This window comes from Enterobacter cloacae complex sp. 2024EL-00227 (assembly GCF_043945315.1).
Lineage (GTDB): Bacteria > Pseudomonadota > Gammaproteobacteria > Enterobacterales > Enterobacteriaceae > Enterobacter > Enterobacter roggenkampii.
On sequence record NZ_JBIMQP010000002.1, the window covers coordinates 376,035 to 391,238 of the forward strand.

Annotated in this window: 15 protein-coding genes; 12 read left to right on the forward strand and 3 right to left on the reverse strand. The window is 53.9% G+C overall.

The window, feature by feature from the left end; all coding sequences use genetic code 11:
- Nucleotides 1-121 precede the first annotated feature (121 nt).
- Complete coding sequence (ompX, locus tag ACHH0Z_RS04735) at nt 122-640, reverse strand: outer membrane protein OmpX (RefSeq protein ID WP_008501173.1); 519 nt, start codon at nt 638-640, stop codon at nt 122-124.
- Between the two features lie 354 nt (nt 641-994).
- Between ompX and rhtA the strand changes: the two genes are divergently transcribed.
- The 6 genes from rhtA (at nt 995) to ybiO (ending at nt 7,600) form a co-directional block, all read left to right on the forward strand.
- Nucleotides 995-1,882, forward strand: a complete 888-nt coding sequence (rhtA, locus tag ACHH0Z_RS04740) for a threonine/homoserine exporter RhtA (protein WP_008501172.1) — start codon at nt 995-997, stop codon at nt 1,880-1,882.
- 298 nt (nt 1,883-2,180) lie between these two features.
- A complete protein-coding gene (gene dps, locus ACHH0Z_RS04745; protein ID WP_008501171.1) occupies nt 2,181-2,684 on the forward strand; it encodes a DNA starvation/stationary phase protection protein Dps in 504 nt (167 codons plus the stop codon).
- A gap of 362 nt (nt 2,685-3,046) precedes the next feature.
- Nucleotides 3,047-3,790: a glutamine ABC transporter substrate-binding protein GlnH gene (gene glnH, locus ACHH0Z_RS04750; RefSeq protein ID WP_008501170.1), complete on the forward strand. Its 744-nt coding sequence runs from the start codon at nt 3,047-3,049 to the stop codon at nt 3,788-3,790.
- Nucleotides 3,791-3,883: 93 nt separating this feature from the next.
- Nucleotides 3,884-4,543, forward strand: coding sequence for a glutamine ABC transporter permease GlnP (gene glnP / locus ACHH0Z_RS04755; RefSeq protein WP_003858462.1), 660 nt, complete (start codon nt 3,884-3,886; stop codon nt 4,541-4,543).
- Entirely contained in the window at nt 4,540-5,262 is a 723-nt protein-coding gene (gene glnQ, locus ACHH0Z_RS04760) for a glutamine ABC transporter ATP-binding protein GlnQ (RefSeq protein ID WP_008501169.1), read from the forward strand. Before glnP ends, glnQ begins: the two co-directional genes overlap by 4 nt.
- A 124-nt stretch (nt 5,263-5,386) precedes the next feature.
- Nucleotides 5,387-7,600 carry a mechanosensitive channel protein gene (ybiO, locus tag ACHH0Z_RS04765; protein WP_045405929.1) on the forward strand — a complete coding sequence of 738 codons (2,214 nt, stop codon included), beginning with the start codon at nt 5,387-5,389 and terminating at the stop codon, nt 7,598-7,600.
- Nucleotides 7,601-7,648: 48 nt separating this feature from the next.
- On the opposite strand, the gene rlmF is transcribed toward ybiO, so the two are convergent.
- Nucleotides 7,649-8,560, reverse strand: a complete 912-nt coding sequence (gene rlmF, locus ACHH0Z_RS04770) for a 23S rRNA (adenine(1618)-N(6))-methyltransferase RlmF (protein WP_045405927.1) — start codon at nt 8,558-8,560, stop codon at nt 7,649-7,651.
- A 243-nt stretch (nt 8,561-8,803) separates the two neighbouring features.
- Here rlmF and mcbA point away from each other — a divergent pair, with 243 nt between their 5' ends.
- The 3 genes from mcbA to ybiJ all read left to right on the forward strand — a co-directional run bounded on the left by mcbA (nt 8,804) and on the right by ybiJ (nt 10,004).
- On the forward strand, nt 8,804-9,070 hold the full coding sequence (gene mcbA / locus ACHH0Z_RS04775) for a DUF1471 family periplasmic protein McbA (RefSeq protein ID WP_021240977.1): 267 nt from the start codon (nt 8,804-8,806) through the stop codon (nt 9,068-9,070).
- 121 nt (nt 9,071-9,191) lie between these two features.
- On the forward strand, nt 9,192-9,458 hold the full coding sequence (locus ACHH0Z_RS04780) for a DksA/TraR family C4-type zinc finger protein (protein WP_045405925.1): 267 nt from the start codon (nt 9,192-9,194) through the stop codon (nt 9,456-9,458).
- 285 nt (nt 9,459-9,743) lie between these two features.
- Nucleotides 9,744-10,004: a DUF1471 family protein YbiJ gene (ybiJ, locus tag ACHH0Z_RS04785; RefSeq protein WP_013097471.1), complete on the forward strand. Its 261-nt coding sequence runs from the start codon at nt 9,744-9,746 to the stop codon at nt 10,002-10,004.
- Between the two features lie 118 nt (nt 10,005-10,122).
- Here ybiJ and ybiB read toward each other — a convergent pair whose 3' ends face one another.
- The gene (gene ybiB, locus ACHH0Z_RS04790; RefSeq protein WP_045405923.1) at nt 10,123-11,085 is read right to left on the reverse strand and encodes a DNA-binding protein YbiB; all 963 of its coding nucleotides are present in this window, start codon (nt 11,083-11,085) and stop codon (nt 10,123-10,125) included.
- A 255-nt stretch (nt 11,086-11,340) separates the two neighbouring features.
- Here ybiB and ACHH0Z_RS04795 point away from each other — a divergent pair, with 255 nt between their 5' ends.
- From ACHH0Z_RS04795 to ACHH0Z_RS04805, 3 genes are all read left to right on the forward strand, one after another.
- Complete coding sequence (locus tag ACHH0Z_RS04795; protein WP_021240980.1) at nt 11,341-11,877, forward strand: fimbrial protein; 537 nt, start codon at nt 11,341-11,343, stop codon at nt 11,875-11,877.
- A 69-nt stretch (nt 11,878-11,946) separates the two neighbouring features.
- Entirely contained in the window at nt 11,947-12,621 is a 675-nt protein-coding gene (locus tag ACHH0Z_RS04800; RefSeq protein WP_008501161.1) for a molecular chaperone, read from the forward strand.
- Nucleotides 12,622-12,647: 26 nt separating this feature from the next.
- Complete coding sequence (locus tag ACHH0Z_RS04805; RefSeq protein ID WP_145974580.1) at nt 12,648-15,191, forward strand: fimbria/pilus outer membrane usher protein; 2,544 nt, start codon at nt 12,648-12,650, stop codon at nt 15,189-15,191.
- Nucleotides 15,192-15,204: the final 13 nt, after the last annotated feature.

The window sequence follows — 15,204 nt, forward strand, 5'->3', positions numbered from 1 at the left end:
TCTCCCACGGGGAGAGGGAACCAACACTCAAAACGGCAACCTCAGGTTGCCGTTTTGCTTTTATCTTCGACAAAAAAAATCCGCCACAGTGGGCGGATTTTTTATTTAATCACCGAAGTGATTAGAAGCGGTAACCTACGCCCGCGATCCAGGTGCCAACGTCAACGTTGCGGATACGGCTCTGCTCATAGGAGAAGTCCAGAGCAACGTCCTGGATTGGGTTGAACTGCAGGCCTGCGCCATAGGAGAAGCCGTAGTCGCTGTTGCTTGCAGTGCGGTTCAGACCTTCGTTTTCGGTCTGCTGGAATTTACCGTAGCCAACACCTACAACACCGTAGATGCTTGCCCAGTCGTTCAGACGGTAAGCTGGACCAGCAGTGATACCGTAGTACTGGCCTTTGTTGTATGCGCCGTTTTCAGAACGATCTTTCTCGGTGTAGGTGAAAGAACCGATCACGCCCAGTGGGTTGTTATCCTGCTCGTAACGATACTTCAGGTTGAAACCGTTAGCTTTGTTCATCACGCCCTGATAGTCGCTCTGAGCGTAACCACCAGTAACAGTAGAAGTAGCAGCTACAGCGGTACCTGCGGAAACAGCCAGTACAGCGGCCAGTGCTGAAAGACATGCAATTTTTTTCATAACCACCTCAAATGTGATCCAAGTAAGTCCGTAAGTTTTAAATATATCAAAAAAATTTGCGAAACTCTTTGTGATTCGTGATGTCTAATGAAGCCTTTCCTGTAACAGAACGTTTCCAGCGTAAGCTATCTCTTTCAAATCACATGCAATTTTCACTACTAAATGCGCATAGTGCGCGTCTGCGCCGTTACATTCATCCAGATTATTCCTAATCTGACAGGCGATAAATCCACCAGCGCTTATCCATTTTACGGATTTCACCTGCTTTTTTTTCAACAGCGCCTCAACCGTCGCCGCATATTTCCTTTACACTGCAACCTTTACCTCATTTGACATAAGCTGACAGGAGAAAGGATGCCTGGGTTATCCCGCACGTCGTCGGTCTGGTTGCCGGTTGCAGTCATACTCATTGCCATGTTGTCCATTCAAAGCGGCGCCTCGCTGGCAAAATCGCTTTTTCCACTGGTTGGCGCGCCCGGGGTGACCGCCCTGCGTATTGTTCTGGGCACGGCGATACTGGTGGTCATTTTCAAACCGTGGCGACTGCGCTTTAAAAAGGAGCAGCGTTTACCGCTGCTGTTTTATGGACTCTCCCTGGGGGCGATGAACTACCTGTTCTACCTCTCCATCCAGACGATACCGCTGGGTATTGCCGTCGCGCTGGAGTTTACCGGCCCGCTGGCGGTGGCGCTGTTCTCCTCCCGACGTCCGGTCGATTTTATCTGGGTCGTGTTGGCCGTACTGGGCTTATGGTTCCTGCTGCCGCTGGGCCAAAGCGTTTCTGAGATTGACCTGACGGGCGCAGCGCTGGCGCTGGGCGCAGGTGCCTGCTGGGCTGTCTATATCCTCACTGGCCAGCGCGCAGGGGAAGAGCACGGACCGGCAACGGTGGCGCTGGGTTCCCTGATTGCGGCCATCGTGTTTGTGCCCATCGGCATGGCGCAGGCGACAGAATCGATCTGGCAATGGTCCGTCATGCCCATCGGGCTGGCGGTTGCGATTCTCTCTACCGCACTCCCCTACTCTCTGGAGATGATTGCCCTTACGCGTCTGCCGACGCGCATATTTGGCACCCTGATGAGCATGGAGCCTGCGCTTGCAGCCATTTCCGGGATGGTGTTTCTCGGTGAAACCCTGACATTGACCCAGACGCTGGCGCTCTGCTCGATTATCGCGGCATCAATGGGATCGACGCTCACCATGCGCCCCGAACCTAAAGTTGAGAAAGTGGATATCAACTAAGGCCATATATTCTGCATGGCTTCCACGCCATGCAGAATAAAGGACAAAAGACAGTCGTTATAATTTCTTACACTCTGATTCCTGCCAGCTAAATATCCCTCTGCGCTGACTTCCTCATTCAACAATTAAGATTGATCTGTATCAATTTAAAAATTATTCAATATTTTCAATACATTAATTTCTCAACCTCCTTCTCGCTATTAAACCGATAGGCACAGCCAAACCGCAGAGAAAAAATCCGGTGCTATACTTAGTTCCGTAATTACCTGGGACATAAACATCAAGAGGATATGAGATTATGAGTACCGCTAAACTGGTGAAAACGAAAGCGTCTAATCTGCTTTATACCCGTAACGATGTATCGGACAGCGACAAAAAAGCGACCATTGAGTTGCTGAATCGCCAGGTGATCCAGTTCATCGATCTTTCGCTGATCACCAAACAGGCCCACTGGAATATGCGCGGTGCAAACTTTATTGCCGTTCATGAAATGCTGGATGGCTTCCGCACAGCACTGGTTACCCACCTCGACACGATGGCTGAACGTGCCGTTCAGTTAGGCGGCGTGGCGCTGGGTACCACACAGGTGATCAACAGCAAAACCCCGCTGAAAAGCTATCCGCTGGATATCCATACCGTTCAGGATCACCTGAAAGAGCTGGCGGACCGCTACGCGATTGTGGCGAACGATGTGCGCAAAGCGATTAGCGAAGCGAAAGACGAAGATACCGCAGATATCTTCACCGCCGCGTCCCGCGATCTGGATCAGTTCCTGTGGTTCATCGAATCTAACATCGAATAATTCATACGAATTTTCTATCAAACCCTCGCCTTCCGGTGAGGGTTTTGCACATCTATGGTGCACGTTTTTTGCCTGAGAACGTGCAAAAGTGAAGAAATTGTAATAATCACCTCACACAACCGTTAACGGAAGATTGTTTTTTCGTCAGAATTTACGGTAAATATCTCCCCGTCAGTTGAGCCAAACGAGGCGCACCAAAACAGTGCTCCACTTTGGTGCAATAAAACCTCATTGCCCCATTTATTGTGCAATGCATGACATCATCCCCTTTGCAAAACAACAGCTTGTAAAGTTGGCACGATTTTTTCATTGTGCCACCTGTTCTCGCAGGGGATCGCCCCGTGGATATAAAAGGAAATGCTATGAAGTCTGTATTAAAAGTTTCACTGGCTGCACTTACCCTGGCTTTTGCGGTGTCCTCTCAGGCTGCCGACAAACTGGTTGTGGCGACCGACACGGCGTTCGTTCCGTTTGAATTCAAACAGGGTGATAAATACGTTGGTTTTGATGTGGATCTGTGGGCCGCAGTCGCAAAAGAACTCAAGCTGGATTACACCCTGAAGCCGATGGACTTCAGCGGCATCATCCCGGCGCTGCAAACCAAGAACGTTGATCTGGCGCTGGCGGGTATCACCATTACCGACGAGCGTAAAAAAGCGATCGACTTCTCTGACGGCTACTACAAAAGCGGCCTGCTGGTGATGGTCAAAGCCGATAATAACGACGTAAAAAGCGTGAAAGATCTCGACGGCAAAGTGGTGGCAGTGAAGAGCGGCACCGGGTCAGTTGATTACGCGAAAGCGAATATCAAAACCAAAGACCTGCGCCAGTTCCCGAATATCGACAATGCGTACATGGAACTGGGTACCGGCCGCGCTGACGCAGTGCTGCACGACACGCCAAACATCCTGTACTTCATCAAAACCGCGGGCAACGGCAAGTTCAAATCTGTGGGCGAATCTCTGGAAGCTCAGCAGTACGGTATCGCCTTCCCGAAAGGCAGCGACGACCTGCGCACGAAAGTTAACGGCGCGCTGAAAACGCTGAAAGAGAACGGCACCTATAACGAAATCTACAAAAAATGGTTCGGTACCGAGCCTAAATAATTTCACCTGAATTCAGGTTTGTAACGCCCGGTGGCGCTGCCGCTTACCGGGCCTACGTTTTTCGTTTTTCACCACGGTATACAGGAATACATCATGCAGTTTGACTGGAGCGCCATCTGGCCTGCCATTCCACTCTTGCTTGAAGGCGCTAAAATGACCCTGTGGATTTCGGTCCTGGGTCTGGTTGGCGGGTTGATTATCGGTCTTGTCGCCGGTTTCGCCCGCACCTACGGTGGCTGGATTGCAAACCACATCGCACTGGTTTTCATCGAAGTGATCCGCGGCACCCCCATTGTCGTGCAGGTCATGTTCATCTACTTCGCCCTGCCTATGGCATTCACCGACCTGCGCATCGACCCGTTCAGCGCCGCCGTCGTCACCATTATGATCAACTCGGGCGCCTACATTGCGGAAATTACCCGCGGTGCGGTGCTGTCGATTCATAAAGGGTTCAGTGAAGCCGGTCTGGCATTAGGCCTTTCACGTCGCGAAACGATCCGCCACGTTATTCTGCCGCTGGCGCTGCGTCGCATGCTGCCACCGCTGGGTAACCAGTGGATCATCAGCATTAAAGATACGTCGCTGTTCATTGTTATCGGCGTGGCCGAACTGACCCGTCAGGGGCAGGAGATCATTGCTGGCAACTTCCGCGCGCTGGAAATCTGGAGTGCGGTGGCCGTTGTCTACCTGATCATTACTCTGGTTCTGAGCTTCGTTCTGCGTCGTCTTGAAAGAAGGATGAAAATCCTGTGATTGAATTTAAAAACGTTTCCAAGCACTTTGGCCCAACCCAGGTGCTGCACAATATCGATCTGAACATCAAACAGGGTGAAGTGGTGGTGATTATCGGGCCATCCGGCTCCGGTAAGTCGACCCTGCTGCGCTGCATCAACAAGCTGGAAGAGATCACCAGCGGCGATCTGATTGTCGACGGTCTGAAGGTGAATGACCCGAAAGTGGATGACCGTCTGATTCGTCAGGAAGCGGGCATGGTGTTCCAGCAGTTCTACCTGTTCCCGCACCTGACGGCGCTGGAGAACGTGATGTTTGGCCCGCTGCGCGTGCGCGGTGCCAACAAAGCGGCGGCAGAAGCGCTGGCGAAAGATCTGCTGGCGAAAGTCGGCCTGGCTGAACGCGCCCATCACTATCCTTCCGAGCTGTCCGGTGGTCAACAGCAGCGCGTGGCGATTGCCCGCGCGCTGGCGGTCAAGCCGAAGCTGATGCTGTTTGATGAGCCTACGTCCGCACTCGACCCGGAGCTGCGTCACGAGGTGCTGAAGGTCATGCAGGATCTGGCGGAAGAAGGGATGACGATGGTTATCGTGACCCACGAAATCGGCTTCGCGGAGAAAGTGGCATCCCGCCTGATCTTTATTGATAAAGGCCGTATCGCGGAAGACGGTAACCCGCAGGAGTTGATTGCGAACCCGCCGAGCCCGCGTTTGCAGGAGTTCCTGCAGCACGTCTCCTGATCCCTCGCGTTACGCTAAGCCGGGCCTGCCCGGCTTTTTTACGCCAGATTGTTCCCAAAAATCCCCCTCCGCGTCCCGACTTCTATACTTATCATTTTGTTCGACATTTTCACCGGAGGACGCCGTGCCGTGGATCCTGTTGCTGTTGATTAGCCTGTTTAGTGCGCCATCGTTCGCCGTCGCGATCCCCGGTGTGACCACCGGAACAACCGCCAGCCAGCAAAGTACGCCCCCTCCGGAACCGGATGTTGAACAGAAGAAAGCGGCTTACGGCGCGCTTGCCGACGTTCTTGAGAACGACACCTCCCGAAAGGAATTAATCGAGCAGTTGCGCAAAGCCGCCGCCACACCGCCCCAGGAAACCGTTCCGACCCTCACCCCTCCGCAGGAGGAGGAGCAAAAAACGGTGCTGGAAAATGTCACTGACGTGAGCCGCCACTATGGGGAAGCGCTCTCCTCGCGCTTTGCTCAGCTCTACCGCAACCTGATTGGCTCACCGCATAAGCCGTTTAACCCACAAACGTTTACCGCCGCCGCCATGCAGTTCCTGATGCTGGCCAGTGCAGTCTTCCTTTTTTACTGGCTGGTGCGCCTGTGCGCGTGGCCGCTGTACCGCAAAATGGGGCAATGGGGACGCAGAAAGAATCAGCAGAAAAGCAGCTGGCTGCACCTGCCGCTGATGATCGCCTCAGCGTTTATCATCGATTTACTGCTGCTGGCGCTGACGCTGTTCTTAGGCCAGATGCTGGCCGACAGGCTGAACGCGGGCAACAAAACCATCGCCTTCCAGCAGTCGCTTTTCCTGAATGCCTTTGCCCTGATTGAGTTCTTCAAGGCGCTGCTGCGGTTACTCTTTTGCCCTCACGTGCCGGCGCTGCGTCCCTTCTCCATTCGGGACGAGAGCGCAACATACTGGGCGCTGCGCCTGAGCGTGCTCAGCGGGCTGATTGGCTACGGTCTGCTGGTTGCCGTGCCGATCATCTCCAACCAGGTGAACGTCCAGTTTGGCGCGCTGGCAAACGTCATTATCATGCTCTGCATTACCGTCTGGTCGCTGTACCTTATCTTCCACAATAAAAAGACCATCACTGAGAGCCTGCTGCATCTGGCCGATCGTTCCCTCTCGTTCTTCAGCCTGTTTATTCGCGCATTCGCCCTGGTGTGGCACTGGCTGGCAAGCGCCTACTTCATCGTATTGTGCTTCTTCTCGCTGTTCGACCCGGGAAACAGCCTGAAATTTATGATGGGGGCAACATTCAAAAGCCTGGCCATTATCGGCATCGCGGCATTTGTCTCGGGGCTGCTGTCGCGCTGGATCTCGAAAACCATCACCCTGTCGCCGCAGGTACAGCGTAATTACCCGGAACTGCAAAAACGGGTGAACGGCTGGATGTCGGTATCCCTCAAGGTGGCGCGCATTCTCACCGTCTGCGTGGCGATCATGCTGCTCCTTAACGCGTGGAGCCTGTTTGATTTCTGGAACTGGCTGCACAACGGCGCAGGTGAAAAAACGGTCGACATTCTGATTCGCATCGCGCTGATTTTGTTCTTCTCTGCCGTCGGCTGGACGCTGCTGGCGAGCCTCATCGAGAACCGTCTGGTGTCAGATATTCACGGCAGGCCCCTGCCCAGCGCGCGGGCCCGCACCTTGCTGACGCTGTTCCGCAACGCGCTGGCGGTCATCATCAGTACCATCACCATCATGATTGTGCTGTCAGAAATCGGGGTGAATATCGCCCCGCTGCTGGCCGGTGCAGGTGCCCTGGGGCTGGCGATCTCCTTCGGGTCGCAAACGCTGGTGAAGGATATTATTACCGGCATCTTTATCCAGTTTGAGAACGGGATGAACACGGGCGATCTGGTGACCATCGGGCCGCTGACCGGCACGGTGGAGCGGATGTCGATTCGCTCGGTGGGCGTGCGTCAGGATACCGGGGCGTACCACATCATCCCCTGGTCTTCGATCACCACCTTTGCCAACTTTGTGCGCGGCATTGGTTCCGTGGTGGCGAACTACGATGTGGATCGTCATGAGGATGCCGATAAAGCGAAGCAGGCGCTGCGCGATGCGGTAGAAGAGCTGATGCAGATGGAGGATATTCGCGGACTGGTGATTGGCGAGCCGTCATTTGCCGGCATTGTCGGGCTGACGAACACGGCCTTTACTCTGCGCGTGTCGTTCACCACCCAGCCGCTTAAGCAGTGGACGGTGCGCTTTGCGCTCGACAGCATGGTGAAAAAGCACTTCGATCTGGCGAACGTGCGGATGCCGGTACAGACGTATCAGGTCCTGCCGCCGCCCGCAGCGCCGCTCCCTCCGCAGGAGCCGACGCTGTAGCCGGATTGCCGGGTGGCGGCTTCGCCTGACCCGGCCTGCGACGCAGCGCTATTTTCGACGTTTGTTATCGTCCATAAATGACCAGGCGATAAAGCGGCTTTGCTTCTGGCCCTGCGCCATCTCTTTTTTCACTACTTTCACCGCGCCCGCTTCGGTGAGCGCGCGGTAAAGTGGCGGCAGGTTATCTCCGCGGGAAACCAGCGTCGTAAACCACTTCACCTGACGGCCAAACTGTTTGCTTTCCGCAATCATGCGCAGGATAAAGGCCACTTCGCCGCCTTCACACCACAGCTCCTGCTGCTGACCGCCGAAGTTCAGCGCGGCGTCTTCAGCCTGACCCAGGTTGCGGCGCTTGCGCTCGCTGCCCGCGCGGGCCGCTGCCGCCGAATCGTGGAACGGCGGGTTGCACATCGTGGCGTCATAGGTTTCATTTTTATGAATAATGCCGTTGAAGATTGAGGCGGCCTCTTTCTGACGACGCAGGCGAATGGCGCGGCTTAATCCCGGGTTCGCGTTGATAATCGCCTGGGCGCTGGCGAAGGCCTCGGCACCGATTTCGCTTCCGGTAAAGCGCCAGTGATACTCATGCGCGCCGATCAGCGGGTAAATCAGGTTCGCCCCGGTGCCGATATCCAGCACGGTCGCCTGCTGAGGAATAATGCCATCACGGTCTTCAGCCAGAAGATCGGCAAGGTGATGAATGTAATCCGCGCGGCCCGGAACGGGTGGACAGAGAAAGCCTTCCGGAATATCCCAGTTCGCCACACCGTAGTAGTGTGCGAGCAGCGCTTTGTTCAACATTTTAACCGCCTGGGGGTCAGCAAAGTTGACCGAAGGTTCACCCGCGGGGGTCTGGACAATATAGTCCTTTAACTGCGGGCAGCTCAGGCATAACGCATTCATGTCGTAGCGGCTGCGGTGGCGGTTTCGTGGGTGCAATCCCGGCTTTTGGGAAGTCATGGCGTTCTCCTTTAAACAGCGGCGTAAGATACCCTTTGCAGGCCCGACGGTAAATCTTTCTCTGCGGCGCTGAAAAAGCCGCCATAAATCAAACACCTTTATGTCTATGATCTGTCAGCGTAATGTCAACTTTTATCGTTCAAAAAATAAGCAGATCATCATCAAATATTTGCGCTAAGTCACACTCGTCAGGCTTCTAAACTTAAGGGGAATCACCTGTTGTTTCCTCATGAGGATGTGATTATGAAAAAGTACCTGACCCTTGTTGTTATCGCCGCCGCCCTGACGACCGCGTCATTTTCTGCGATGGCCGTTCAGTCGCTGACCCAGAGTACCGACACCAGCCAGCTTCAACCTGCAGGCACCGTCTCCGTAAGCCGCGCAAGTAACCTGGACGATCTGCAGAATAAACTGGCGGAAAAAGCCCGCCAGGAAGGTGCAAAAGGCTTCGTGGTGAATTCCGCTGGCGGAGATAACCATATGTACGGCACAGCGACCATCTATAAATAATCTGCCCCACCCCATGACTGCATCTGCCTGCCAGATGCAGTTTGCTCTCTTCCTCGCCTTGATTGTTCATTTTTTAACCCCATATTAAAAGCAGGGCATAACACCATTTCAGGAGGATGCTATGGCTTCCGGTTGGGCGAATGATGACGCCGTAAATGAACAGATCAACAGTACGATTGAAGATGCGGTTGCGCGCGCTCGCGGTGAAATCCCGCGCGGCGAAAGCCTGGAGGAGTGCGAAGAGTGTGGAGAACCGATCCCGGAGGCGCGGCGAAAAGCCATTCCAGACGTAAGGTTATGCATTACCTGTCAGCAGAATAAAGATTCAAAAAATGCTTCACATTCAGGTTATAATCGCAGAGGTTCGAAAGACAGCCAGTTACGTTGACTTTCCTTTACCTAAGTTAACCGCCGGGGCGCTTACCTTTACGCTCACGATTTTTAGCGAACCGCGTAGCAAAATGTGCCCTTCATTTTTGTTCTGTAAAGCGCATCCACAAGAAGTGTAAAGCGCCACTTTGAATTTATTAGTAATCAATAAGTTATTTGTCATTCAATTTTTTTGATTGACCACGTCAATTCTCTTCGATTTTATCTCTCAAGAAAAAACGTGATACTCATCACATCGACGGAACATCGTCCCCTTAACAGAAACACCTGCGAGAGATTACTTATGAAAACCATCAAATATGCTGTAGCTGCTGTTGCCCTGTCCGCTCTGTCTTTCGGCGCTTTCGCCGTAGAGCCAGTCTCTTCTGCTCAGGCACAGAACATGAACAAAGTCGGTGTGGTGAGTGCTGATGGCGCGACCACCCTGGACGGTCTGGAAGCCAAACTGGCTGAGAAAGCGGCTGCTGCCGGTGCAAGCGGATACACCATTACCTCCGCTAACGGCAATAACAAGCTGAGCGGTACCGCGGTTATCTACAAATAATCGCCTGAATGAATGCTGTCCCCTCGCCAAACCCTCTGGTGAGCTGCTCCAACCCTCATTGACCCTGTTGTTTGTTACCCTTGCTTGCCCGTCCGCCACTGGACGGGCTTTTTTTTGCCTAAAACGCCGCGTCCACGCGTTTGAGACCGGCCTCGACCGTATCAACTTCCCCGGTTGCCAGCAGGCAGCAGGCCATCTGCAGCTTAATAGACCGCGGCACAGGCACGCTTCCGGCGAGGCACTGTTCAATCCAGTGCGCGGTGGTGTGCGGGTCTTTCGCTTCAGGGAGAATGACGTCCGTATTCTCTTCCCCGCGCGCCAGAACAGCGCGCGTACCGGCAGAATCGATGAGCATCAGCTGAGGGCAGCGGAGTGGATTGGCATACACCTCACCTTCTGTACCGTGCATCAGCAGCGCCCTGCCGCCAATCTCCTCAAAAAATTTCCCGACACGCCCCACGTATTCCGGGTGCGATACGCTGGAAAGGCGCAATGCGGCATCTTCTGCAAACGGCGTCGCCAGCTTCGCCAGGGTGTGGGCGCTGTTGCGCACGCCCATCCGCCAGCGCATATCCAGCTGCTTTTCCAGCGGCGGGCACAGGGCTCCGACGGGGATGTAAACCGGCTGATGGCCATCCAGCTTCGCCTGCGCCTGTCCTGCATGACGCGTTGGCTCAATCCCCAACATGCCGAAAATGGTCTCCGTCAACACGCGGGTGGGATCTTCGCTGACCCCGTGAACCACCACCGGGAACCCCAGCTTATGCAATAAGATCGCCAGCAGCGGAGTGAGGTTTGCCTGCTTGCGCGCGCCGTTATAGCTCGGGATGACAATCGGCATCGGTTTTGCCACCGGCGGCGTCAGGCGCAGCGTTTGCGCCTGCATCGCCTCGTAAAAACCGCGCATCTCCGCTTCGCCTTCGCCTTTGATACGCAGCGCAATCAGGATGCCGCCCATCTCCAGGTCAGGTACCTCGCCATCGAGCATTCGGGTATACAGGGCGCGAGCAGTTTCATGGTCCAGATCGCGGGCGTGGTTTTTGCCCCTGCCTACCTCTTTGATAATCTTGCGATAATCCACGACATCTCTCCTGAAAATATCCTTCTGGTAACAATATAGCCCTGTTAAACGTTCGGACGTTAGTTTTTTCTACATCATCAACGTTCTGTTTTTAAGGATAAAAATGAAACTCAAGCATTATTTCAATTATTTGTGATTCCTGCAGAAGATTCTTAATGCATCATTATTTGTTTAAATAACCAGCGGAAAGTCATTAAGGGTCAACGGTGAAAACGTCCAGGCAACGCTCTCACCAGAAACATATCAGGATTTGTTATGAACAAGGTTGCTTTAGGTTTAATCATCGCCGCAGCGGTGGGATGTTCTGCATCCACGTTTGCGGCAACAAACGGTGAAGGTCAGATCAATTTCACCGGTGAAATTATCGATTCTGCTTGTCAGGTCGTGAATGGATTAAGTAATCCATTAAATGTTCAGCTGGGAAAAGTGTCTAAAACGGTATTTACCGGTGCTGGCTCTACCAGCACATTAACGAAGTTTGATATTCAGTTAACGAATTGTCCCGACACGGTCACCTCCGCAGCCATTAATTTCGGCGGTACGCCAGATGCGAATAACAACGCTACGCTGGCCTTAACGCCAGATAGCGATGCGGCGACCGGTGTGGCAATTCAGCTGGTTGATGCCTCAGAGCAGCCTGTCAGCCTGTATACGCCATCGCAGCAGTATCAATTAACCTCCGGTACGGCGGTTAACGATCTGGAATTTGGTGCCCGTTATATCCAAACCGGCGCTGCGATCACCGCAGGCCCTGCTAACTCTGTATCGACCTTCACCGTTATTTATAACTGATCTTATCAATCCTGAGATATTAATGCTTTTGCGGGCATTAATATCTCATCTATTTATTGAGAAATCTGTATGCGCCACGGTTATTTACTGAGCACGCTTTTACTGGTAGCCGCCACTGCACATGCGGGCGTCATTATTAATGGCACCCGTCTGGTCTACCAGGGAGATAAAAAGGAATCATCTCTTGGTCTTTCAAATCCAGATGCGACGGATTATCTGGTGCAGTCCTGGGTTGATTCCGGCGGTAAAAACCTGGCCAAAGCCCCGTTCCTCATCACCCCGCCGCTTTTCCGTCTGGATGCCAAAGAAGATAACGTTCTGCGCGTGGTACGCACGGGCGGAAATTTGCCTGAAGACAGGGAATCCCTGTACTGGTTGAATATTAAAGCGATCCCTTCCTCAAAGCAGGTGGAAGGCGTGAATACGCTGCAAATTGCGATTAATACCCGTATTAAATTGCTGTATCGCCCGTCTGCGGTAAAAGGCAGACCAGAAGACGTGGCCGATAAGCTTGAATGGCGTCGCGAAGGTAACGAGCTGGTGGTGAATAACCCCACGCCGTTTTATATGAATTTCCAGGCGGTCACCCTGAATGGTCAGAAAGTGACGAAAGCGACCTGGGCCGTTCCAAAAACAGAAACGCATTTTGCCATACCGGGTAATGTCAGAGGCTCGAACGTGACGTATTCCATTATTACTGATTACGGCAGCATCAGCCATACCTGGTCGAAATCCGTTCATTAATACTTTTCCCCGGTAATAAAATAATCATGTACAGCCATAAAAAGCCGTTCACCTGCCGATTTTCGTCATTGCTGGTCATTCTTTTTGGCCTGGCGATGGCGATCTTTGCGCATCAGGTTATGGCTGATGATTATTTTAACCCTGCCCTGCTGGATATTGATAATCCCCAGCAGGGAAAAACCGATTTATCCGTCTATGAAAAAGGCCCAGGCCAGGCGCCGGGTAAATATCAGGTTACGGTGTTTATCAATAATAATAAAATTGATACCCGCGATGTCACCTTTACGCTGCAGAAAGACGATCAGGGCAACAGCACGCTGCAACCTTGCTTTACCGTGGACGATTTAAAAAGCCTCGGGATCAAAACCCAAAAATATCCGCAGCTGAAAGCCAAAGGCCAGTGCGCCGATTTACACGCCATCCCTGCGGCATCCGCGACCTTCCGCGTTCGCAACCAGCAACTGCTGCTGAGCATTCCCCAGTCGGCGCTCGGTCAGGTGCCTCGCGGCTACATTGACCCAAAAGAGTTTGACGAAGGAATTAACGCGGGCCTGCTTAACTACAGTGCAAATGCCAGCCAAAGCCATGCGCGCCAGCCGGGTGAACAGGATAACAGCAGCCAGTACGTTAACCTGCGTCCGGGTTTGAACATTGGCGCATGGCGCATTCGCAACTATTCCACCTGGAATCGCAGCACCACGGGTAACGAGGAGGACCAAAAATTCACCTCCGTATATACCTACGCGCAACGCGATATTGTGGCGATGAAAAGCGACCTCACCGTCGGCCAGAGTTCCTCGCCTTCCGACGTTTTTGACAGCGTACCCTACACCGGCGTGGAGCTGAAATCCGATAACGACATGCTGCCGGACAGTGAAAAAGGCTACGCCCCCATTATTCGCGGCACCGCCCACAGTAACGCGCAGGTGGTGGTACGCCAGAACGGTTACATCATTTATCAGAATACGGTCGCCCCCGGCGCGTTCGAAATTAACGATCTCTACCCCACCGGCAGCAGCGGCGATCTCCAGGTCACCGTGAAAGAGACCGACGGCAGCGAAAGCCATTTCGTCGTGCCGTTTGCCTCCGTGCCGGTATTGCAGCGTGAAAAAAATCTGCGCTACAGCGTGACTGCCGGACGCTACCGTTCTTATGACAACGACGTCGAGAAGACCCCGTTTGCCCAGGGCAGCGCCATCTACGGTTTACCCTACGGTTTCACCGCCTACGGTGGCGTGCAGCAGAGCAGCCATTACCAGTCTCAGGCGGCTGGCGTCGGGAAAAACATGGGCGATTTAGGCGCCTTCTCCATTGACGTGACCCGCGCGAAGGCTCTGTTGAAAAAACAGCAGGCCAGCAAAGGCCAGTCATGGCGCGTGCGCTATAGCAAAGACATCGCCCGGTCAGGCACCAACTTCTCACTGGCCGGCTACCGCTACAACAGCAAAGGGTTTTACACCCTTGAAGACACCATGGAGTCATATACCCGCTCCGACGACTGGTCTGCACCGCAGCAGCGCCGCGCCCGAACCGAAGCCACCATCGACCAGACGCTGCCGGAAGGCTGGGGATCCGTCACCCTGAGCATGGTGAAAGAGACGTACTGGAGTCAGAGCCAGAACATGACCTCGATGAGCGTCAGCTACAACAATAGCTGGCACGGGGTGAGCTACAGCCTCAGCTACAGCATGAACAAAAACACCCAGGACAGCGATGAAGACGGTAACGAGGTGACAAACGACAACCAGTTCTCGCTGAGCGTCTCGGTGCCGCTGGACCGCTGGATGCATAACACCTGGGCCACCTACAACCTGAACAACACCAAAGACGGCACGACGCAGAACATCGGCCTGAACGGCACGGCGCTGAAAGAGGACAACCTGAACTGGAACATCCAGGAAGGGCTGAGCAGCACCGGCAGCGGTAACTCCACCAGCGTCAACGCCGATTATAAAGCGACCTATGGTGAAGTGAGCGCAGGCGTCAGTCAGGATAAATATCAGCAGACCGTGAACGTCGGTTTGCAGGGCGGCGTGGTTGCCCATGCGAACGGAATAACCCTGAGCCAGCCGCTCGGTGACACCATCGCGCTGGTGAAAGCGCCGGGCACGCACGGAACCCATATCACAAACCAGACGGGCGTCGAGACCGACTTCCGCGGCTACACCGTCGTGCCGTTTGTTACCGCGTATCGCCACAACACCATCGCGCTGGATACCGAAACGCTACCGGACAACGCCGACGTCACCCACGCGGCGCAGATCGTGACGCCAACCCGCGGGGCCGTGGTGCGCGCCAGCTTTAACACCCGCGTGGGTAACCGCGTCCTGATGACGCTTACGCAAAAGGGTAAACCGCTGCCCTTCGGCGCAACGGTCACCACCGAGGATAAGGACAGCGAATTTATTGTCGGGAATGACGGCCAGACCTACCTCTCTGGTCTGCCGCAGCAAGGGCATCTCTACGTTTCCTGGGGACAGGGGGCGGACGAGCACTGCGTCGCTGACTATGCGCTAACGGATGAGAAAGAGAAAACCAGCATCATTAACGCTGCCGCGCAGTGTCACTGATCCACCGTTCAGG

Bases quoted from the DNA above. Each gene is read 5' to 3' on its own strand.
- ompX (WP_008501173.1), bottom strand. From the start codon at position 640: ATGAAAAAAATTGCATGTCTTTCAGCACTGGCCGCTGTACTGGCTGTT.
- rhtA (WP_008501172.1), top strand. From the start codon at position 995: ATGCCTGGGTTATCCCGCACGTCGTCGGTCTGGTTGCCGGTTGCAGTC.
- dps (WP_008501171.1), top strand. From the start codon at position 2,181: ATGAGTACCGCTAAACTGGTGAAAACGAAAGCGTCTAATCTGCTTTAT.
- glnH (WP_008501170.1), top strand. From the start codon at position 3,047: ATGAAGTCTGTATTAAAAGTTTCACTGGCTGCACTTACCCTGGCTTTT.
- glnP (WP_003858462.1), top strand. From the start codon at position 3,884: ATGCAGTTTGACTGGAGCGCCATCTGGCCTGCCATTCCACTCTTGCTT.
- rlmF (WP_045405927.1), bottom strand. From the start codon at position 8,560: ATGACTTCCCAAAAGCCGGGATTGCACCCACGAAACCGCCACCGCAGC.
- mcbA (WP_021240977.1), top strand. From the start codon at position 8,804: ATGAAAAAGTACCTGACCCTTGTTGTTATCGCCGCCGCCCTGACGACC.
- ACHH0Z_RS04780 (WP_045405925.1), top strand. From the start codon at position 9,192: ATGGCTTCCGGTTGGGCGAATGATGACGCCGTAAATGAACAGATCAAC.
- ybiJ (WP_013097471.1), top strand. From the start codon at position 9,744: ATGAAAACCATCAAATATGCTGTAGCTGCTGTTGCCCTGTCCGCTCTG.
- ACHH0Z_RS04795 (WP_021240980.1), top strand. From the start codon at position 11,341: ATGAACAAGGTTGCTTTAGGTTTAATCATCGCCGCAGCGGTGGGATGT.
- ACHH0Z_RS04800 (WP_008501161.1), top strand. From the start codon at position 11,947: ATGCGCCACGGTTATTTACTGAGCACGCTTTTACTGGTAGCCGCCACT.
- ACHH0Z_RS04805 (WP_145974580.1), top strand. From the start codon at position 12,648: ATGTACAGCCATAAAAAGCCGTTCACCTGCCGATTTTCGTCATTGCTG.